The 21219-nt window shown below is 56.0% G+C and carries 15 protein-coding genes and 1 tRNA gene; 4 read left to right on the top strand and 12 right to left on the bottom strand.

Annotation, left to right across the window (positions count from 1 at the left end; translation table 11 throughout):
- Positions 1–8 precede the first annotated feature (8 nt).
- The 4 genes from LC059_RS15325 to LC059_RS15340 all read left to right on the top strand — a co-directional run bounded on the left by LC059_RS15325 (position 9) and on the right by LC059_RS15340 (position 8478).
- Complete coding sequence (locus LC059_RS15325; RefSeq protein ID WP_226704743.1) at positions 9–1439, top strand: hypothetical protein; 1431 nt, start codon at positions 9–11, stop codon at positions 1437–1439.
- Positions 1432–3879, top strand: a complete 2448-nt coding sequence (locus LC059_RS15330) for a hypothetical protein (protein ID WP_226704744.1) — start codon at positions 1432–1434, stop codon at positions 3877–3879. Before LC059_RS15325 ends, LC059_RS15330 begins: the two co-directional genes overlap by 8 nt.
- The gene (locus LC059_RS15335; protein WP_226704745.1) at positions 3876–6953 is read left to right on the top strand and encodes a type I restriction endonuclease subunit R; all 3078 of its coding nucleotides are present in this window, start codon (positions 3876–3878) and stop codon (positions 6951–6953) included. The genes LC059_RS15330 and LC059_RS15335 overlap by 4 nt, the downstream gene beginning before the upstream one ends.
- Positions 6954–7086: 133 nt before the next feature.
- On the top strand, positions 7087–8478 hold the full coding sequence (locus tag LC059_RS15340) for a hypothetical protein (protein WP_226704746.1): 1392 nt from the start codon (positions 7087–7089) through the stop codon (positions 8476–8478).
- 117 nt (positions 8479–8595) lie between these two features.
- On the opposite strand, the gene LC059_RS15345 is transcribed toward LC059_RS15340, so the two are convergent.
- From LC059_RS15345 to rpsU, 12 genes are all read right to left on the bottom strand, one after another.
- Positions 8596–9036, bottom strand: a complete 441-nt coding sequence (locus LC059_RS15345) for a hypothetical protein (protein ID WP_226704747.1) — start codon at positions 9034–9036, stop codon at positions 8596–8598.
- A gap of 133 nt (positions 9037–9169) precedes the next feature.
- Positions 9170–10600: a DUF3631 domain-containing protein gene (locus tag LC059_RS15350; protein WP_226704748.1), complete on the bottom strand. Its 1431-nt coding sequence runs from the start codon at positions 10598–10600 to the stop codon at positions 9170–9172.
- Between the two features lie 2 nt (positions 10601–10602).
- A complete protein-coding gene (locus LC059_RS18145) occupies positions 10603–10824 on the bottom strand; it encodes a DUF3853 family protein (RefSeq protein ID WP_226704749.1) in 222 nt (73 codons plus the stop codon).
- Positions 10825–10968: 144 nt separating this feature from the next.
- Positions 10969–11796, bottom strand: a complete 828-nt coding sequence (locus LC059_RS15360) for a hypothetical protein (RefSeq protein ID WP_226704750.1) — start codon at positions 11794–11796, stop codon at positions 10969–10971.
- Between the two features lie 93 nt (positions 11797–11889).
- On the bottom strand, positions 11890–13125 hold the full coding sequence (locus tag LC059_RS15365) for a tyrosine-type recombinase/integrase (RefSeq protein ID WP_226704751.1): 1236 nt from the start codon (positions 13123–13125) through the stop codon (positions 11890–11892).
- A 200-nt stretch (positions 13126–13325) separates the two neighbouring features.
- A tRNA-Ile gene (locus LC059_RS15370) sits at positions 13326–13402 on the bottom strand.
- 90 nt (positions 13403–13492) lie between these two features.
- Complete coding sequence (locus LC059_RS15375) at positions 13493–15292, bottom strand: hypothetical protein (protein WP_226704752.1); 1800 nt, start codon at positions 15290–15292, stop codon at positions 13493–13495.
- A gap of 206 nt (positions 15293–15498) precedes the next feature.
- Positions 15499–15888, bottom strand: a complete 390-nt coding sequence (locus LC059_RS15380) for a diacylglycerol kinase (protein ID WP_226704753.1) — start codon at positions 15886–15888, stop codon at positions 15499–15501.
- 132 nt (positions 15889–16020) lie between these two features.
- Entirely contained in the window at positions 16021–17895 is a 1875-nt protein-coding gene (rpoD, locus tag LC059_RS15385; RefSeq protein WP_226704754.1) for an RNA polymerase sigma factor RpoD, read from the bottom strand.
- A 243-nt stretch (positions 17896–18138) separates the two neighbouring features.
- Positions 18139–20190, bottom strand: a complete 2052-nt coding sequence (dnaG, locus tag LC059_RS15390) for a DNA primase (RefSeq protein WP_226704755.1) — start codon at positions 20188–20190, stop codon at positions 18139–18141.
- A 30-nt stretch (positions 20191–20220) separates the two neighbouring features.
- Positions 20221–20664, bottom strand: coding sequence for a GatB/YqeY domain-containing protein (locus LC059_RS15395; protein WP_226704756.1), 444 nt, complete (start codon positions 20662–20664; stop codon positions 20221–20223).
- Between the two features lie 221 nt (positions 20665–20885).
- The gene (gene rpsU / locus LC059_RS15400) at positions 20886–21101 is read right to left on the bottom strand and encodes a 30S ribosomal protein S21 (protein ID WP_226704757.1); all 216 of its coding nucleotides are present in this window, start codon (positions 21099–21101) and stop codon (positions 20886–20888) included.
- Positions 21102–21219: the final 118 nt, after the last annotated feature.

The raw sequence follows: 21219 nt of genomic DNA on the forward strand, positions 1-21219 counted from the left end.
TGCTTACCATGATTGCGCACTTCCATGGCCACACCGTCGACGATGATGAAGAGCACGGCGATGCGATGGTGGGCAGTAACACGCTCGATAAGGCTGCCGCACAGGTTGCCGCCGGTGCTTCGGTCAGACTCTCAAATTTTGCCCACCAGGATGCGGAGGCGGGTACTCGCTACTTCAAAAACCCGCACGGAGGGCTGGGGCAGTATTATTTCGGCGTGCTGGAGGAGTTGGGCCTGCTCCGGGGGGAGTCGGTCAAAAGCCTGCGAGTCATCAAAGAGACCGGGAAAGCCCTCGCGCGGGCGGTATCCAAACATGTACCCGGAGAGGAATTCATCCGCACGCTGGAAGGTGACCTCATTGATGCGGAACGGCTGCGGGCGCTGAGTGCCTTCTGCTTTTGCAATCTGAAGCGCGCCTCGGAAGAAGCAGAGCAACTGATCGGTGTGTTTGCCAATGGGCTGACGGCCTTGCACCCGGAGTATGCTCCGTCTCTGGAAGAGGAAGCCGCTACAACAGCCCGAGCGCGGAGCTTGTCGCTTCTTTGTAATTTGGCGGATCGGGCCGCTGAGGCCGGTGTCACGTTTGAGGCCCACACCTTCCGCGGCATGATCTATACCGGCTGTAACCCCGCTGGTGAAATACTGCAAGCGCCGGAAGCCATACAGGCATCTGCTGTTATCTGGCAGGTATACCAGCGCAATGAACTACTCGCGGTCGCTCTGCAGGGGCTTCTGCATGTACAGGTTAAAGCACTGGAGCTGAGCGGTGTGCGCCTGGATAACACTCGGGCTTTCTCTGACTGGTTTTGGCGGGAGTCCCTGGGCCACGAGCTACTGTCGAACTTTCAGGCACGCACGGCAGCAGAGGTTCTGGAAGAAATGCATAGCCACTTGCCCCACCTCGCCCACTGGCAGGAAGAGGACCACGAAATTGAGCTAATGCGTCGAGTGGGAGGTTTGGCGGGTAAAGAGGACGGGACACCCGATGACACGCTCGAAGTGCTCAGAGGGGCGATGACTATCCTGGCCGCTCTGATATTGCGGCCAGAGAACCAAAGTGGATATGGGGAATTCGCCTTCCCGCCTGGTTATCTGCAAGGTTATCCCGTCAATCTCAATACGTTGCCTGCCGTCTGGCGCAGTGAGTTGGCTGCACAATCACCGGAAGCGGGCTTTGCCCAGCTGTGCCGGCGCTTCTGCCTCGATGCACACCTCCGTGTGGCGATGCGTAAGCTGCGCCAGCAGGGTCAGAATACCTTTCGCTTCATTCCCGGAGAGATGGGGATTACGGTCCGGAAGGTGCCCGCTGCTCCCAATACCAGTCCCCGTTTCACGCAGGCGGTGAGAATACTCACAGACTTGGGCTTATTGCAGAAGGTTAACGGTCTGGTACGCACCACTGCCCGTGGTAGACAGTTCGAGGAGCAGGTTAATGGCTGAATGCATCTCACTTTTCGAAGAAATCAAGAAAGGTGGCTATAGCTCCTGCCTGCTCTCTAGCTTTAACGTGGATTTGAGTTTCTATGAAAACGTACTCCTGCCCAAGATGCGCAGCGCCGGTATCGACCATCAGGCGCTGTTTGTTGATCAGGGGATGCTCCATCAGGCGTTGGCAAACTATACGCCCCATGCTGCGGGTATAACCTACAGCCTCGCGCCGATGAACTGCGGTGGCGCTTTTCACCCGAAGCTGCTGTTATTGGTGGGTAAAGACAAAGGTCTCCTTGCTGTCGGTAGTCATAACGTCACGTTATCCGGCTTCGGCAGAAACCTGGAAATCACCAACGTAGTGCGCTTCAAAAGAGGTGAAAACGAGAGTGCGCTGCCCTTATTTAACACCGCCTTGCGCGCATTTTTAACCTGGTTGGAAGACTACGGTTCTGCCCTGCCAGGGGAGATTGCTGCATCGACTAATAAGGTGTCTAAGCTGGCCAGCTGGCTTAAGCCCGATTCGGCAGGAGGGACGCCAGACACACAACTGATTTGGTCCAGTGCAAGTACCCCGAGCCTCTGGAGTCAGGTTGCCAGTGACCTACCCAATGAGAGTTTGCGGATATACGGGGTCTCGGCGTTTTTCGATAAGAAACTAGGGTTTGTAGATGCGCTAGCCGCCTTGCAGCCCCTTTCCTTCCATCTGGGGATTCAACAGCGATTCGTCAAAGCACCAGCAGAGCTGTTAAATACTGACTCGGCGCAGGTAGTTGAAGCTAGCCCCGCGCTCCTTTCAGATGATGAGCAGAACCGGTACTCCCATGCCAAGCTGCTGTATTTGCGTGGTAGCGAGCGTAGCTGCCTGATCACTGGAAGCGCCAACCTTTCGGCGCCAGCCTGGCTGAGATCAGGGGTGAATAGCAATGCCGAGGCCGTTCTGGTTAGGCGGGATCAGGATGTTGACGATGTCGCACAGTCTCTCGGTTTGCCCCAGCTAGCAGATGCGCCAACAGTAGATTCTCTGGATTATCCGGTGGAGCAGGAGAGCGAAAGCCAGGATGCCAGCGCGGTTATATGTGTGCTGCCTGTTAAGGGAGGAGAGGATATCTCTATCCCCCGGGCCCCTGAGTGGGGCGACCGCTTGAGTCTCGGCTTCTTTGACAACAACGAAATTTGGCAGCCGCTTGATTTCAAGCTGAGTGCCGACGCCATCCTAGTGCCGGCAGAACGGGTTCTTGGACAGTCTCTGGTGCAAGTCAGAGTTGAGGAAGAATTAGTCGCGACGATTTTGCTCCATCATGTACGGGAAATTGAACGCCTGAGTCATACAGGGCTTGAGCGAAAGGTGCGGCAAGCGCTGGGCTCGATCGATACCGATGCTATTGATCTGGCGCTGATTTTCGATTGCATTAGTAAGCTTGAGGAAAAGGAAAGCCGAGGGGGTAACCCTGTGGCAACACTGGCCCGGAGAGTGCGGGTTGAGGCAGCGGGCAGCGTCGAGGCTCCCGGATCTCTGTTGACCGATCTGGGTGGTTCCGGTGGCTGTACGGGGCAGATCAGGAGTCGACTGAACGTTGCCGGTGATGTCGATCTCATTTTGGATGCACTTATTAGAACCTGTGACGAGGTGAGCGTTTTTGCCGAGCGCAGTTCGATCGAAGATAAGTTCGGGCGCTCCGAAGAAGAAGCCGTGGATGCCGATGACGCTATGGTTCCGGTCGATTTACTGGGAAGTGAAGAGACCAGGCTGAACTGCGTAAAGCGGTTTGACCGCGCTATCGTCAAGCTGAAAAAAGGATTGGATGGGGAAACAAAGCGTGGCCTCCCCTCTGCGCTCGGTTTGGCCATGTTTATGCAACGGGTGATTCAGGCCAAGGGAGAGGACTGGATATCGCCTACTGCATGTCGGGACTTGCTCACTGAACTGTGTAAAAACTTCCTGCGCGACAACGATGAATTCTTTAGTGCAGCTCGGGAGGATTCGGTCTTCAGCACACAGGAGTGGTCCCGATTCATGGGTGTTATGACCTGGTTGGCCTATGCCAGCGGGATCAGGCTGCGTGCCAGGTTGCCGCTTTCCGCCCAGCTTGAGGAAAAGGCTGTCGTTCGCTGGGAGAACGCCTGCTGGTTGTACATTGCACAAAGAATCCGTGAAGACCAGATGGCCAGAGAAACGGCATCATCCATTGTGTATGCCAGCGGTGATGAGGGTTCCAAGCAATGGTTCGAGGCGCTCCTGAACTTTGATGTCAAAAGCTTGCTGGGTTCACTGACCGGCTTCGATTTGGCGAGTTCGCCCAGCGGCGCGTTCCCCGGGTATCGACTGGTGACTGAAGGGGAAGAAGTACTTCACTTGGCCAAAGTCACCGGGCCAGGCGAAATTTCCCAATTCAGAGCTGACAGGCTTTGCCTTGCCTCTGATGTAGAGGAGCAAGCGGAACCAGCATGATTACCGAAGACCAACTCGAAGACCTCTGCCAGACCTGGTTTGAAGACACCGGTTACCAGGTGATCCAGGGGGAGACGATTGCGCCTGAAGCCCCCGGTGCCGAGCGCGATGACTGGCAGCAGGTGATCCTGCGCCCACGTCTAAAAGCTGCCATCGAGCGGCTCAACCGTTACCTGCCGGAGGTGGCGTGTGAGGAGGCCTTCCACGTGGTTACCAATCAGGAGGCGCCGGTACTGGCACAGGCCAACCGCGGCTTTCACCGGTTACTGGTGGATGGCGTCAACGTCGATGTAGCGGGCAAAGAGATCACCGAGGGTGTGTTTGTGCGCTTGATCGACTTCGAGCACCCACAGAACAACGATTGGCTGGTGGTACGCCAGTTCACCGTCGTCGGTCACCGCAAACGCCGCCCGGACATGGTGGTGTTCCTCAACGGCCTGCCGTTGGCGGTGATCGAGCTGAAGAACCCCGCCGACGAGAAGACCGATATCTGGTCTGCCTACAACCAGATCGATACCTACAAGGAGCAGATCCCGGATCTGTTCATGCCGAATACGGCGTTGGTGATTTCGGATGGTCAGCAGGCGCGGCTGGGGTCCCTCACGGCCAATCAGGAGCGTTATTTACCCTGGCGCAGCATCACAGGGGAGCGGGATGAAGATATCGGTAAGCTCGAGCTGGAGGTACTGGTGCGAGGGCTCTTTGCCCCGGAGCGCTGGCTCGATTACCTGCGTCACTTCATCATCTTTGAAGAGGACCGCGGCAAGGTGATCAAAAAAATCGCCGGTTACCACCAGTTCTTTGCCGTGCGTGCGGCGACCGAGACCGCCATTGAAGCCCATCAGGAGGGGAGTAACCGTGGGGGTGTGGTATGGCATACCCAGGGTTCCGGTAAGAGCATTTCCATGTGTTGTTTTGCTGCCAAGTTGGCGGGCAGTGCAGAGCTGGGTAATCCGACCCTGGTCATCGTCACTGACCGCAATGATCTGGATGGGCAGTTGTTCCAGACTTTCAGTGCGGCACGACAGCTGTTGCGGCAGACACCGGTGCAGGCGGACAGTCGTGATGAGCTGCGGCGGCTGCTGTCGGCACAGGCTTCCGGGGGCATTATCTTTACCACGATCCAGAAATTTGCCCTCCTCGACGGGGAGAACCATCATCCTCAGTTGAGTGAGCGTAACAATGTGCTGGTGATCAGCGATGAGGCGCACCGCAGCCAGTACGGCCTAAAGGCCCGGCTCACCGAGTCCGGTAAGTACCAGTACGGGTATGCCAAGCACCTACGCGATGCCCTTCCCCACGCCACCTTCGTCGGATTCACTGGCACTCCCATTGAGTTGGAGGATAAAGATACCCGGGCAGTATTTGGCGACTACATCCATGTTTATGACGTAGAGCAGGCTGTGAAGGACGGGGCTACAGTGCCCATCCACTACGAATCACGCCTGGCCAAGATCGAACTGAAGGAAGACCAGTTGCCGTTGATCGACGCCGAGGTAGATGAATTGACCGAGGCAGACGAAGAAGAGGCTGGAGAGCGCTTCAAGGGACGCTGGGCTGCGTTGGCGGCGGTGGTAGGGGCCGAGCCCCGCATCAAGCAGGTGGCCGGCGATATTGTCCAGCACTTCGCCACACGGCAGTCAGCGATTCCCGGCAAGGGCATGATCGTCTGCATGAGCCGTGCCATCTGCGTGGATATGTACAACGCGATTACCGCTATGCACCCGGAGTGGCATGACACCGATCCCGAGAAAGGTGCCATCAAGGTGGTGATGACCGGCTCTGCTGCGGACCCAGCCCACTACCGCCCACATATCCACCCTAAGGAAACACTGAAACGTTTTGAGCAGCGGGTTAAGGACCCGGCAGACCCGTTGCAGTTGGTGATCGTTCGCGACATGTGGCTGACCGGCTTCGACGCCCCCTGTCTGCATACCCTGTACATCGATAAGCCCATGAAGGGCCACAATCTGATGCAGGCTATCGCGCGGGTGAACCGGGTGTTTGGTGACAAGCCCGGTGGACTGGTGGTGGACTACATCGGTATTGCTACCGAATTGAAGGAGGCACTGAAGACATATACCGCGAGCCATGGCCGCGGCAAACCCACCGTCGATGCTCACGAGGCGCTAGCGGTGTTGTTGGAGAAGTTAGAGGTGGTGCGAGCGTTGCTCCACGGTTGCGACTATTCCGACTTTGCTGCAAAGCCGTTGGAACTGATGGCACCGGTGATGGACTTCGTGCTCGGCCAGGAAGATGGAAAGGCGCGCTACTGCGATACGGTGCTGGCTATCAGCAAAGCGTACGCCCTGTGTGGGACTCTGGACGACGCAGCAGCGCTGAAGGAAGAGATTGCTTTCCTGCAGGCGATAAGGGCAGCGCTGATCAAGCGGGAGCAATCGGATAAAAAGCTGACCGACGCTGAAAAGCAGGCACGGATGCGCCAGGTCTTGAGCAGCGCGATTGTCTCCGATCGGGTGGTGGATATCTTTGAGGCAGTGGGGCTCGATAAGCCGAATATCTCTATTCTCTCTGAGGAATTCATGCAGGAAGTTGCGGGGATGAAACACCGTAACCTGGCGGTGGAAATCCTGGAGCGTTTGCTGGCGGACGAGATCAAGACCCGTAGTGCCAAGAATGTGGTGCAGGCCAAGAAGTACTCCGACCGCCTCAAAGACACGCTGGTGAAATATCAGAATCGCTCGATCCAGACCGCACAGGTGATCGAGGAGCTGATCGCCATGGCCAAAGAATTCAAAGCGGCAGCCAACCGCGGTGAGCAACTGCGCCTGAGTGAAGACGAGCTTGCCTTCTACGAGGCATTGGAGATGAACGAAGCCTCGGTGCGGAAACTCGGGGAGGAAGTGTTGCGTACCATTGCCGTGGAGTTAACGCTGCGGCTCCGGAATAGCACCACCGTTGACTGGCAGGTGCGGGAATCTGTGCGAGCGAAGTTGCGCCTGTTAGTAAAACGGATACTCAAGAAATATAAGTACCCTCCGGACCAGCAGGACGAAGCTGTGGATCTGGTGCTGAAGCAGGCAGAAGTATTGTCAGAGGGATGGGCAGGGTAGCGGAGGCGAGCAGGTCTAAAGGCGAAGGGATACTGCTCGTAAGAATTTATAAATAAAGCGCCATTGCGAGGGACGTGTGATGAATTACAGTGATTGGAAGCGGCGGTATTCGCGTGCGACTACGGATGAGCTTATGTACCTCTATGCCCGTGGTGGGCTTCCCACGGAAGCTACACGCGCACTGGAGGAGATTCTGCGCAACCGGACAGATTTTTCTGAAGAAGAGCTCAAGTGGTTTGAACGTGATATTCGGGCCCATAGTAAGAAAGGAAAATCTTCCACGTCCTTCCAAGCGATACTTTTCAGAAGTGGTCAAAAAGAAAGAGGGATCAAGGGCTCATTTAATAAGCTTTATAGCATATTTTTAGGGCTGGCTATCGCGGCGTTATTAATTCCTTTGGGGCGCTTGGTATTCTTTATATGGGAGGATCCTCTTATAGTGAAGTGTGCGCTCGCAAGTTCTCTATTAGGAAGTGGTAATCAAGAAAAAAGAAGGCAATGGTGTTCTCCAATAGATAAGGCTCCCGAGGAAGATGTGTCCTCAGGAAAGGGAAGTTATGAGGTTCGCAGTGGCAATCGTGAGGCAATACCCATCAGTGAGGATGTAGTTTATGAGGCGAAAATAATCGGAAAGTGGTTCTGTGAATATTATTCCGACGAGGATGGGGCTCGCGTTCGTGCTACTGAAAGTGCTGAGTATTTCGCAGGTGGTCGCGCAGATTCAACTGGAAATGTGATGTATCAATCAGAATCACCTATTCCATTTGATCTCAAATTCAAGCAAAGCCTCCGATGGTCTGTAAAAGGCGGTCGGTTAACACAGGTCAAAGACGCTTTCGAAATGTATCCTGCTAGTAGTTGGAGCCAGAAAGATATATACATGGATATTGACTCCCTTGATCCAGATGATTTAGCCGAAACTTACGACATATTAGAGTTATCTGAAGAAACGCTTGTTCTAAGGGCGGAATCTGATGGAGCAGAGCATGGGTGTTCGAAGGCTGTTGCTGGGGGTGGCCGTGAGAGGAAAATTCAAGGGGTTCCTGCGCCACTTTCACTAGGTGGTTTTTCGTCAGGATCGCCTGTCGACATCGGATCATCAGGGCGTGCTCGCGTAACCAGGCTGCCTTACTCAAGCCCCGGTATTAAAATAACCTTAGCGATATACGATATAGGATATCAGTACCTTCCTGATGGATCCGGATCTGAACAAGCTTTAATCGAGTTGAAGAGCCTCATATCTGAAGCCAATGATAACCTTAGGGCAGGGGATGGTGATAATGGTAAAGTTTCAGAAATTGTGCCTATGGGATCGGTTTCGGGTAGTAATAATTTTTTGGGTAGGAGATTAGATTTTTCTTCTGATGATGGAGAGATAAGTCACCACCTCTTCCTAACAGTCTTTAATAACAAGTTTCTGAAAGTGGTGGCCACCTCATCCTCTGGAGCTGCCTCAACGGATAGAATTCACGCATTCGTGATGGCTTACACGGGAATACTTTGGCCGAGCCCTGATGTCATTTAGATCAGCGATTTTTCTATGCTATGTGCCTCTGACATCATTCCACATCTAATAGTTAGTGGGTAAGCTTGATAGTAATTATCAGGTTTTACCCCTACCAAGGCTGAACTCAGCGTGGAGCTATACCTTGTCGGGATCAATTCCATGCTCAAGTAGGATCGCTCGCGCTTGCTCAGGAGTCATTTCTTTGTTGGGTCGATACTCAGTCCTCTGATCCACTGCCAGTCGGTCACTGTACTTCTTAGGAGCCGTGACCTTTGCGTACCATTGTCGGGCACCAATCCTGAGCTTGGCGGCCTGAATTTCAGTAGTGAGCTCGGCGCCCTCACAATTGTCGGCGATCTCCAGTACTTGGTCGGCGAGATAGTCCGCCTTCGCATCCTTGGCTGCCAGATATTGGTTCAAAAACTCAGGGTGTTCTCCTGATCTAAGCCATAGGAGGACCGTCGTGCGTGACGGCATATCCCTGTCGGCGCAGATATAGTGCAAAGACTCTCCGTTGGCGATTCGACTACAAATCTGGGATGTCATTTCATTTGTGAAAATTGTCGGACGTGGCATAGGGAAGGTTCCTTAGTTGATGTTAACTTACCGGGAACCAATGATGCTCCCGGTTATTAAACGCTATATCGCTACCTGAGGTGTCATTGCTTGTTTTCCTGGTAGCGGATAGTTATTAATGGATTGGTTCAACTTAAGGTTCTGCTACCTCAGTCCCCTTGCTATTCGTGGTTGGTAGCGGAGTAGCACTGCCTAGATCCTCTTCGGGGAGATACCGAAGAAATGCATCTTGGAAGGCCCCGCGCGAGAATCCTCGACGGTTCTCATAGCCCTTCTTGAGTTGTTGGCTTTTTACACCAAAGGGATGTAGCAGCTTGGCGAGAGCATGAGGGCTGATAGGCCTGCCATTGCGCCATTCCCCCCACGGCCGATCTTCCATTGCAATCAGCGCGCCGAGTAACTCTGTTGTCCATAGGTTGTCTCGGCTTGTGCTCAAGAAAATCGAGCGTAAGTCGGTTAGCAGCATGGTGCTGTAGTCTTGGTTTTCCCGCGGAGAGTCTTCGAGCCTACTCATGGCCAGGCGAGCCAGGTTTGGCCAATCACCACCAATAGTGTCAGCGATGGCTAGGAGAGGGATCCAATTGTCTTCAGCCCTGTCGTTACCAACCGCGGGAACATCCGGCTCCGCCATACTGAGCTTGCGTTGATGATCACGGGCCCAGCGCTGACATTGCTGCCGTAGGGAGTGGTTATTACGATTAATACTCACTGGAACCTTTTGGACTTTTTCGGTGGTCAGCTTACGCCGTAGCGTTATGGTTATGGATCGGTCTCTGATGGTGTCTGGGGGCTCACTAATCATGGCAATGGCCATGGGTGACCATGTACTAAACCGCTGAGGCTTGTAGTCATCGCCACCAACCCGGATTACAAATGCCATGCTCTTTCGGTGGCCTGAATTGATGATCCCTACCATATCGCTATTATCCTTCTTATTCAGGAATGTATCCGCTTCATCAATTAGTAGTGCGGGGGACCACTCCTGGATCATGCGAAAAATCGCCGCTGCAGAAACATTAGATGTGGGTAGCGCTCGATGCGCCATGCTTGAAAGAAGCTCCATAACGGTAGATTTTCCACACCGTTTTACCGGCGATGACAGCAGGAGCTTTGGAAAGATGCTGAAGCCGTCATAGCAGTAGGTGCCGATTGTCCATAGAGTTAATGCGATGCTTCCGCTGTCGGGAAGAATGCAAAAGCGATCAAATTGCTGCTGGATTTCCGTAGCGATAGTGTGCCCCTCCACTGATCTATGCCACGGACGTATGCCGTCGCTAACTTCCCAGCTTTCGGCGTTCGGCTCGCGGACTTGGCTGGCTCGCCTGTCATTTACCAATCTGTCGAGAATGTTCACAGTTACACCGAGCTTGGTGGCGGCGTCTTTTCTCTGGCGTCCATAATCGAGCTTGTTTAAAGCTGCTAGACGCTTTAACTCTAATTCATCGGTAGTACGACTAGTCTCTTCCTCGGCGCTGCCTTGTGCCACGCTATTTTCCGTGTCGCTGCTCGGTTGTTTTGCCATTTTGGAGCGCCCCTGTCTCGGGCCGGTTTTTTCATCTTTCATGGTTAGCAATCTTCTTCACATGTAATCAGTTTGTGCTTTAACTCCAGTAGGTACTCCCCCTCCCAGACGATAATTCTCGGCGCTAGGCGAACTCCTCGCTTGGTTTTACCCGAACTGCTCCATCGCCACCAGGTAGTTAGGCTAACCCCAAATAGGCGAGCGCACTCTGATGCACGGTACAGGAATTGGGGGTTGATCGGTTGCTTCTGATTAATCGGTCTCATCTATCGGCCCTTTAAATTACGTTGGGATTCGAGGCGTAATGTATGGGGCAAATGGGGGGAAGGGAATATCAGTGAATACTAGGTAGTATGCGGGGAACTCTACCTAGGGTTTTGCGGATGCCTGCTAGTTTAGTGTTCTTTGGATTACCGCTTTCGATGTTTGTTGAGCTTATTTGCTTCCGCAAATATTTCGTCCAGCTTGGCGCGCGAGACTCCTCGCATACTGCCGAACTTTTCCTGTAATTCGATTAGCTCTTCACGGATCATTGTCTGGTTAGCATTGGGGTTCTGGCTTTTCTCGATAGTAAGTTGTAGGAAAACCCAGATAATGTTCAGAAAACTGTCGCGTTCCCTCGGCGCAATACCTCCCTCACTGGTCGGTACTTGGTCTATTTCTGAAGGTGTACCGGAAGCTGACGCCACGAATTCCACTGGTATCATAAGATCACCGGCTGTGATTTGGGTATTGTCGACTTCGCGATATATAAAAGGCTGCTCGGCGTCGGGATACTGCCTCGTGAACATTTCATCCAGGGTTTGGTGAGAGATACGCTCTTCGCCAAGTGCTGCAGGAATGAGGGGCCATCGGGCGGGTATCAAAACCCTTTCTCCGTCTTTGAGTTCGATGCGGCGCCGGTCGATGCTCGTTTTTAGACTGGTGGGACCGCCGTCGGTGACGAACTTATACAGCGCGTCTTCAATAAGCTGAGCGCTGTTCTTTATCGGTAGCGGGCAGGGACCTGAGATATCGTGACCTCCAGCCCAGACAGTTAGCGATGTACCGTAGTCTTCATCGGTGACCAGTCGGTATGTTTCAACCGGGCGTTCGCTCGCATACCGGTGCGGTGGGATCAGGTAGTAGGGAACCAGAGATCCAGAGGCAATCTCGCTGAAAATCTGTTGGATAGCCATGTCTGGATGCTGCTTTATCGCTTTTTTGATCGAGATTAGACTTGTCAGCCAGTTTTTCATGGGCGGCGTCCGCGCAAATCCAAATCAGAGTTGTAGTCACTCCATGTAGTTGATTCCTACACAATCAGCTAAAGCCGGAAAGAAGCTCGCCTTTTACCTGGAGTTGAAATTGACTGTTACGACGTTTTCCTTATTGGCCTGTTGTCGAAGTTCGTCCAAATAGTCAGCCCATCGCTGCATCATCTTTACTCTCTGGTCCAGGTGTTTAGTTCGGTTGTAGGCTCTACCATTGGCGTCTTTCACGGTGTGGGCTAGTTGATGCTCGATATGCTCAACACGCTCATTGAGGACCTCATCGAGAAGAGTACGAGCCATCGCTCGGAAGCCGTGCGGTGTAATGACTTCGTTGCCATACCCCATGTTCCTCAGGGCTGTTCTTACGGCATTCTCCGACATGCATCGGCTGGCGCCTTTTGGGGATGGAAATACGTAGCGGGACCGTCCGGTGAGCGGTTGTAGCTCTCTGAGAATCTCCACTGCTTGCCTTGGCAGGGGAATAATATGTGGATGCCGGGTTTTCATTTTTTCGGCGGGGAGCTCGATACGTTGGTTTTCCCAGTTGATCTCTGCCCACTCCAGGGCCCGAAGCTCGCCCGGTCTGCAGAACAGTATCGGCGATAGTTTGAGTGCGGCACGCACGGTCGGGGTGCCGTGATAAGCGTCAATCGCAATTAGTAGTTTTCCTACGTCCGTTGGGTCAGTAATCGTTGGAAAGTGCTGAGTTTGAGTCGGCTGAAGCTGGTCGCCGACAACGGCAGCGGGATCATTGCTGGCATAGCCGCCGGCGATGGCAAAGCGGAATACCATGCTGGCGGTTTGCTTCGCGCGCTTTGCGGTCTCAATGGCGCCGCGGGCCTCGATTCGTTTGAGTACCGCAAGGACTTCCGGTGGGGTGATATCCGCTATAGGTCGCGACCCTAGGTAGGGGAAGAGGTCACGCTCCAGAAGGCGCAGAGTCCTCGTGCGGTGACTTACCGATTTGTCGCCCATGCGTGTGGCGAACCAGCCTCGTGCTAGGGCTTCGAATGTGTTTGCTGCGGCTGCAAAACTATCCGCCTTCTGGGCCTTTCGGTGATCACTGGGGTCGATACCATCTGATAGGAGTTGCCGGGCTTCATCGCGCTTCTGCCGGGCCTTCTTGAGGCTGACCTCGGGGTAGACACCGAGAGCGAGCAGGCGCTCTTTTTTGGTTACTGGGTGGCGGTACTTAAGTCGCCAGTACCGGCTGCCATTTTTGGCCACAAGCAAGAACATGCCCTTCCCGTCGCTGAGCTTGTAATCCTTCTCTCGGGGCTTTGCTTGTTTTACTTGAAGTTCTGTCAGTGCCATAACGCTACCTCAGTGGTGGCAGGGCCTGCAGTCGCTTTGGGGGTACCTGAACGTAGTGTCGGGCGAAGTACCCCCGCATATACCCCTCTATACCCTGGTCTTTAGGGGTACGTATGGTACGTATGCAATAGTAGTTTAGAGTGGAAAGCTAACTATGGTAGGGGTTGTGGGGGTATATGGAACTTTATGGAATGAAGTAATGGTGGGCCCTCCGGGACTTGAACCCAGGACCTGCCGATTATGAGTCGGATGCTCTAACCAACTGAGCTAAGGGCCCCCACCGGGGCTCGCAGTGATCTGCAAGCGGGTTGGCAAAGTACTCGATTTTTACTGCCAAATCAACGCTTTGCCATCTGCTGCACGCGCTTTACCAGGCCCAGTTAAAGCCAAGACTGGCGTTGCCGCCGGACCAATTGAGGCTGTCGAGGGAGCGCTGGTAGCCCAGGTTGAAAAACGCGCTGCCGAATTTGCTTTCCAGTATTACTACCCCGCCGCCGAACTCTCCCCAGGTTGCCTGTCGTTCCAAACTTGTTTGCAGCTTCAGGTCGAACAGCAGCTGGTCGTTTCCCCCAAGTGTGTGCCACAGGTTTCCGAACAGATACAGGCGCAGGTGGCCATCCAGCCACTGACTGTCGACGTTGTAGGCGCGCAGGCCAGCGCGGAAATTGGCCTCGGGCGTCATGTCGGGTTCCACCCAGGAAATGTCATCGTAGTAGGCGCTCAGGTTGCTGTAGTTCACCACCGCCTGCACTTGAGGTTCCAAATTGATCTGCTCGGACGCCTGCCAGGTGAAGCCTTTCTCCACGGAGACGGTGAGCTGGGGGCCGGTAACGGTATCGCCGATACCGCGGGAGGATATGCTTTGAAGCCCCAGATAGGCCACTTTGGCGGTAATGTCGAAATAGCCCATATCCGGGCGGTAGTCGTTGAAGTAGTAGCCCGCATGGTAGGTGGTGAGCTGGTTCCGCCCTGAGCTGTAATCGCTAAGGCCACGGGCGAATCCGGTCACGTCACCACTGGCGCGTGTGCTGCCGACAAAGACGCCCATCTCACGTGCGCCCCCCGTGCAGGTGGGGCCGGACCAGAGGTTGGTACCCACCTGGAAGCCGGTAATGTTGCCGTCGAAGCGGTTGTTGATATCGCCGCTCCAGTTGTAGTCGGCGCTCATGTGGTGCACGCGCAGCCAGTCGTCGTTGATGCCATCGAACCAGCTGCGTTGTTCTCCCCTTCGCTTGTGATAGCTGCCGATTTCCTGCAGGGAAGTGAGGCGGGCGAGGGACTTCGCCTGGGCGTAGAGGGGGATCTCGGGGCGGTAAACGGGTACTGGCTCGCTGTCTCCTTGCTGTGGCAGCGTGGAGCGCAGATACCAGTTATCGTCGTCCTGAGGATCGCCATTGCCGCGAAACAGTTGGTACTCATATGGTCCCGCGGACACTGACTGGGGCATGTAAAAGGCGTCCGGGGCGGTGGTGGCGCCGTTGCGGGTTTCGACTACCAGAATCCCGTCGGTGGTATTCGCGCCGCTGCCGGCGAGGCGATTGAATGTGAGTTGGGTGTTGCCGCTGGCGTGGCCGCCGTCGATGATCAGGCGGTCCGAGAGACTGTCGTCGCCGCCGGCCACCAGATCCATACGGATAGCGCTGTTGGCACCACCGGTATAGTTGCCCCGGATTAGCAGTTGGTTCGCGGTTCTCCCGCGCATATCGATGAGGCCTTGATTGATCGCGGTCAACGCCTGGCCTCCGCTGGTCAGCAGACCCGCGCTGTAGTGTGGGAGGAGCAGGGCGCTGTCACTACTGATCTCAAAGTGCCCGGGGCGATGCTCTGCGTCTCCGAACATCAGGTTGTTGTTCAGGGTGAGGTAGGTGCCCTGCTCCAGGGAGATGGTTTCCCAGCGGCGAAAACGCGAAGGGTTATCCAGAGAGAGCCCCTGAATGATGAGGGTGTCGTGACCGCTACCGCCGTCGAAGGTGTCGTTCAGGCTGCGGTTTAGCGGACTGGAGCTCAGGCTGTTCTGGTTGAGGATGTAGTGGTCGTCACCACTCCCCAGAACGACTTGGGCGACAGCGCCGGTGGGCCCCAATGGGATCAGGGTTGCCGGCAGTGTCAGTGAGAAAAACCTAACTGCGCCGGCGTAAAGCGCACGACCCGCGCGGGGATACCACATGATTCCGTCCCTGGTACGTTTCTTTTGGGTGGCTCGACTGGGCGATGCGGCAAGCCATTCGCACGCAGATCCGTTGCGTGCACCAGTGAATACTTTGGTTGGGGGTAGTACTTTGGTTCGGGAATTTTAGTTGAGCGGGTGCGGCTTGCCGGACTTTGCGTCCGGCGGTCACAAATTTTGACAGGCAATCTCGCCTGAACAACAGGTCAGCTGATCCAGCGCGGTAACAGAATGCAGGCCCAGGTGGAGACCCACAGCAGTAACGAAATGGACACGGCGGCGGAGCCGGTATCCTTGGCGATTTTGGACAGGGGGTGTTTTTCCGGGCCCACACGATCAACCACGGCTTCCACAGCGCTGTTTAGCAGCTCGACAATCATGACCAGCAAGGTCACGCCGATCAGCAGGGCGCGCTCAACACCAGTCTCGCCCAGCCAGATCGCGGCGGGAATCAGAAAGATCGCGAGGGAAACTTCCTGGCGAAAGGCGGCCTCGTTGCGCCAGGTGGCAAGCAAGCCCTGGCGTGAGTATTCGGTGGCGTCGATAAGGCGGGATATTCCGGTTTTTCCGGGCTTATTCACAAACTGGTCTTCCATTGCTCTCTGAAAATTCCCCTGGGTTTACGTGAGATTCACGTGGTTTCATCGGTTTGTAACAATTCTGATATCCAAAAAAAAGCCCGGCGAGCCGGGCTTTTTCAGTATGAACGACATTTCCGCAATAGGGAATTACTCGTCTAGGAAGCTGCGCAGGTGTTCGGAGCGCGAAGGGTGGCGCAGTTTGCGCAACGCCTTGGCTTCGATCTGACGGATACGCTCACGGGTAACGTCGAACTGTTTGCCCACTTCCTCGAGGGTGTGGTCGGTGTTCATGTCGATACCGAAACGCATACGCAGGACCTTGGCTTCCCGTGCGGTCAGGCCGGACAGCACGGAGCGGGTGGCGTCGTGCAGGCCGGTGGAGGTCGCCGTGTCGATCGGGGAAGACTGGTTCTGGTCTTCGATAAAGTCACCCAGATGGGAGTCTTCATCGTCGCCAATCGGTGTCTCCATGGAGATCGGTTCTTTCGCGATCTTCAGGACCTTGCGTACCTTGTCTTCCGGCATTTCCATGCGCTCGCCCAGCTCTTCAGGAGTCGGCTCGCGACCCATTTCCTGCAGCATCTGGCGGCTGATGCGATTGAGCTTGTTGATGGTCTCAATCATGTGCACCGGAATACGGATGGTGCGCGCCTGGTCTGCAATGGAGCGGGTAATCGCCTGGCGAATCCACCAGGTGGCATAGGTGGAGAACTTGTAGCCGCGACGGTATTCGAACTTGTCCACCGCCTTCATCAGGCCGATGTTGCCCTCCTGGATCAGGTCCAGGAACTGCAGGCCGCGGTTGGTGTACTTCTTGGCGATAGAAATAACCAGACGCAGGTTGGCCTCGACCATTTCTTTCTTGGCGCGGCGGGAACGGGCTTCACCGATGGACATGCGGCGGTTGATCTCTTTGATCTGGCCGACGTCCAGCTGGGCCTTATCCTGGGCCTGCTGCAGTTTGCGCTGGGCGCGCTGGATTTCGTCGGCTACCTGGCGCAGGGCGTCGGAGTAGTCGCGCTTTTTCTTGATGATCGCGGGGATCCATTCGACGTTGGTTTCGTTGCCAGGGAATTCCTTGATAAAGGTCTTGCGCGGCATACGGGCACGCTTGATGCACAGGTTCATCACCAGGCGCTCTTGCGCGCGCACATCGTCGAGGATGCTGCGTACTTGGTTGTACAGCGGGTCGAATTGACGCGGAGCCAGTTTGAAGAAGCGGAACACTTCGCCCACGGCTTCCATGGCTTCGCCGGCTTCTTTGGAGTCGCGGCCGTGCTTGCTGATTGCGGCGTCGGCCTTCTTCTGCGCGGCGATCAGCGCATTCATGCGCTCGGCAAGCTCTTCCGGGTCGATACCGCCGACGTTTTCTTCCTCTTCCGAGGAATCGTCATCGTCTTCATCGTCACCGTCGGACTCTTCGCCATCGTCCTTGTTGTCGGATTTGTTCGCTTCAGCGGCCTGACCGGCCTGGGCACCCGGGGGCACTTCGTCGGCGGGGTCAAGCCAGCCAGCGATCACATCGGGAATGCGGCGCTCTTCTTTTTCAATCAGCGCGTACTCGTCGATCACATGCTGTACGGCACCCGGCCAGTAGGCGAGGGCGGCCATCAGCTCGCGCAGGCCTTCTTCGATGCGCTTGGCGATGGCGATCTCGCCCTCGCGGGTCAGCAGCTCCACGGTGCCCATTTCACGCATGTACATGCGCACTGGGTCGGTGGTGCGGCCCACATCGGATTCTACGGCGGCGAGCGCGGCGGCGGCTTCGGCGGCGGCGATTTCGTCGGCGGAACTGTCGCCTTCGGCCATCAACAGTTCTTCGGCATCCGGTGCTTGTTCAAACACCTTGATGCCCATGTCGTTGATCATGCCGATGATGTCTTCGACCTGATCGGGATCGGAGATATCTTCTGGCAGGTGATCGTTCACTTCCGCATAGGTGAGGTAGCCCTGCTCTTTACCGCGGGCGATCAGCTCTCTGATGCGGGAAGTGGTCTTTTGCTGCTGGGTTTTGTCGGTCATGCACAACCCTGAATTCTGGGGATTGATAGTCGGGACTTTTGTCTGGGCTTTTCTTTGGACAAAGACGCGGGATTATAGCGTATATGCGATAGCAATAACCACTGTGACTGTCAAGGCAGGAGGCGTGGTTCAAGGTGTCCGGGCGCGCTTGTCTAACGGTTTCCCGCCGGGTTTGGGGCGGGTTTCTGTATATGGTGCTGATGCCTGAGAATTCAAGGGGGCATCAGCGCCTTCACTTCGGCTTCAGTCTTGTTTGCGGCGAAACTGCGCCAACAGCGCTAGTTGCTCTTCACTCAGCTGATTACCGTTGTTCTTGAGTTGATCCACCAGCCCCCGCTTGCGCTGACGTTCGGCGGCGAGGTCCAGGGTGCGCAGGCAGTCGCTGAATTCGGTCTGAGGATCATAGTCCATGCCCTGCCCAGCGGCACCGACGATGGGGTGGCTCATGGCGAGGCGGGGGAGAAGCTCACGGGCCTCTTTGCTTTCCAGGTTTAGCAGACGACCGAACAGCTGGTTGCTGTTTAGGCCGGGGTTCTTGTGCAAGACCTGCAAAACGTCGCCGAATAGCTGCAAATCGGCATCGCTGCTGTCGCGGAATCGCGCGCTGTCATCGATCAGTTCCGCGAGTTTCGGGTGGTGCAGCAGCAGGGCGATCAGCATGCGTTCGGCCGGCAGGCGGTACTGGCCGCTGCGTCGGCGAGGCGCCTCCCGATATTGATTGGTGTCGTCGAACCCCGATTCTGGCGCTCCGGCGGTTTGAAGGTAGTCCGGCGGGAATTCGCTTTCATCGTAATCCGGTGGCGGGCCTTCAAACCCCGGCTCCTCCGGAGTGTGCGAGTACTCACCTGAAGGCTCGGTAGATGGACCGCTTGCTGCCGGGATATTTGCCGCGGGTTTTGGCTGCGGTGGCGCCGGTGGGCGGGCCTGACGGGCGAGTTCGGCGCTGCGCGCTTTTTCCGCGGCGATGATCTCTTCGAGCATGTCCTGCTCAAGACCGGTGCGGCGGGCCAGCTGTTGGAACATTAGCTGCCGGTAAACGCCGGCGGGGAGCAGGTCGAGCAGGGGGGCCGCCGCCTTGGACAGGCGTGCGCGGCCGTCCATGGTCTGGATGTTGATGCCCTCGCTGAGCAGATCGAACAGGAAATCTTCCAGCGGCCGGCCCTGCTCGTCGATCAGCTGATCGAAGCGCTCGCCACCGATCTGGCGCACCAGTGTGTCCGGGTCTTCGCCTTCCGGCAGCAACAGGAAACGGAGGCTGCGGCCGTCTTGCATGTGCGGCAGCGCGGCTTCCAGTGCGCGGCGGGCGGCAGTGCGGCCTGCCTGGTCGCCGTCGAAGCAGAACACCAGCTCCTGGGTGTGGCGGAAGGCGAGCTGGATATGATCTTCTCCGCACGCGGTGCCAAGGGTCGCAACGGCGCAGCGGATATCGAACTGGGCCAGGGCCACCACGTCCATATAGCCTTCAACCACGATGAGGCGCTTGAGCTCACGGTTGGCCTGGCGCGCCTCCCACAGGCCGTAAAGTTCGCGGCCCTTGTGGAAGATCGGGGTTTCCGGGGAGTTCAGGTATTTGGGCTTGTCGTCCCCCAGTACCCGGCCGCCGAACGCAATGGTGCGCCCGCGCTGGTCGCGGATGGGGAACATGATGCGGTTGCGGAAGCGATCGTAGTGGTGGCGCTTGCCGGGCTCGACTTTCCCCGGCTTGCCATCGCTGTCCTGGCGGCGGATGGTGAGGCCGGCCAGTTCCAGCTGTTCCGCTTTTTCCGCGCTGGTGCCCAGGTGATTGAGCAGGTTGTCCCAACCGGGTGGCGCTAAACCTATACCAAATTCCTTGCACACCGCACCGGAGAGTCCGCGGTTTTTCAGGTAGGTAATAGCGGGGGTGGAGACCTTGTGGTCTCTCAGCTTTTCCCGGTAGAACTCGGCGGCTTTATCGGTCAGCTGGTAGAGGGACTGGCTCTCCTGCTGGCGCTTGATCTGTGCCGGTGCCAGTTGCTCGCGGGGTACTTCCAGGCCGAGGCTGGCGGCGAGTTTTTCAACGGCTTCCGGGAAGGGCAGGCGGTCGTATTCCATCAGGAAACCGACCGCATTACCGCTGGCACCGCAGCCGAAGCAATAGTAGAACTGCTTGTCTGGGCTTACGGTAAAAGAGGGTGTTTTTTCGTCGTGAAACGGGCAGCAGGCGGAATAGTTTTTCCCGGTCTTGCGCAGTTTGACCCGGCTATCGACGACCGGAACGATGTCGGCGCGGGCCAACAGGTCGTCGATAAAATACTGCGGAATCTTTCCTGCCATAAGGAGCCTTCAGCCTGCTATCGCGGGCTTTTAGAATGAAGCCTTAACGAGCTTGCTGACTGCGCCCATATCGGCGCGCCCCTGCACCTGGGGTTTAACCAGTGCCATCACTTTGCCCATATCCGCCATGCTGCTGGCGCCGGTTTCTTTAACCGCGGCGGCGACGATCTCCTGGATCTCCGCTTCGGACAGCTGCTCAGGCAGGAACTCCTGGATGACGTCGATTTCCTGTTGCTCGACTTCTGCCAGTTCCGGGCGGCCAGCTTTCTCGTACTGGGCGATGGAGTCGCGGCGCTGCTTGGTCATTTTGTCCAGCAGGGCGAGGATGCGTGCGTCGTCGAGCTCAATACGCTCGTCCACTTCTACTCGTTTGATCTCAGCATTGATCAGTCGCAGGGTTGCCAGTCGGGCCTTTTCGCGGGCTTTCATGGCGTCTTTGGTGGCGGTGGCGAGGGTTTCCTTGAGTGTGCTCATTGCGAGTGTTCCGGGTTAATTGGCGATTGGGTGGTTGACGGTCAGGGGGTCAATATTGGAGGAACGGAGCCCAAATTCAACATATAAGTGCGAGGCTTGCACTGCGAATGCGGGCAATAAAAAACGGCGCGCGAGTAAACTCGGGCGCCGTTTCAGGCTGCGAACCGTATTCGCGCCAGCGTGCTGTGAGCGAGAGAGAAGGCTCCGCTTGAGCCTAGAGCTCAGTAGAGACGCTGGAACTTGCGGTTTTCGCGCTGCATTTTCTTGGCGTGACGCTTAACAGCAGCGGCAGCCTTGCGCTTGCGAACAGCGGTGGGCTTTTCGTAAAACTCGCGGCGACGTACTTCGGAGAGTACACCGGCTTTTTCGCAGGAGCGCTTGAAGCGACGCAGTGCGATGTCAAAAGGTTCGTTGTCTTTGATGCGTACTGATGGCATTAGATTACCTGTAAAATTCGTTTCTCTCGGCCAGATGCCTGCGCTTGAGGCGGGTCTGGATCCTGGCGGCCTTTCCGGCAAATTGCTCTTCTCGCAGATGCAATCCGGAGGCCGGTTC

The sequence above is a fragment of the Microbulbifer elongatus genome (assembly GCF_020524885.1).
Taxonomy (GTDB): Bacteria; Pseudomonadota; Gammaproteobacteria; order Pseudomonadales; family Cellvibrionaceae; genus Microbulbifer; species Microbulbifer elongatus_A.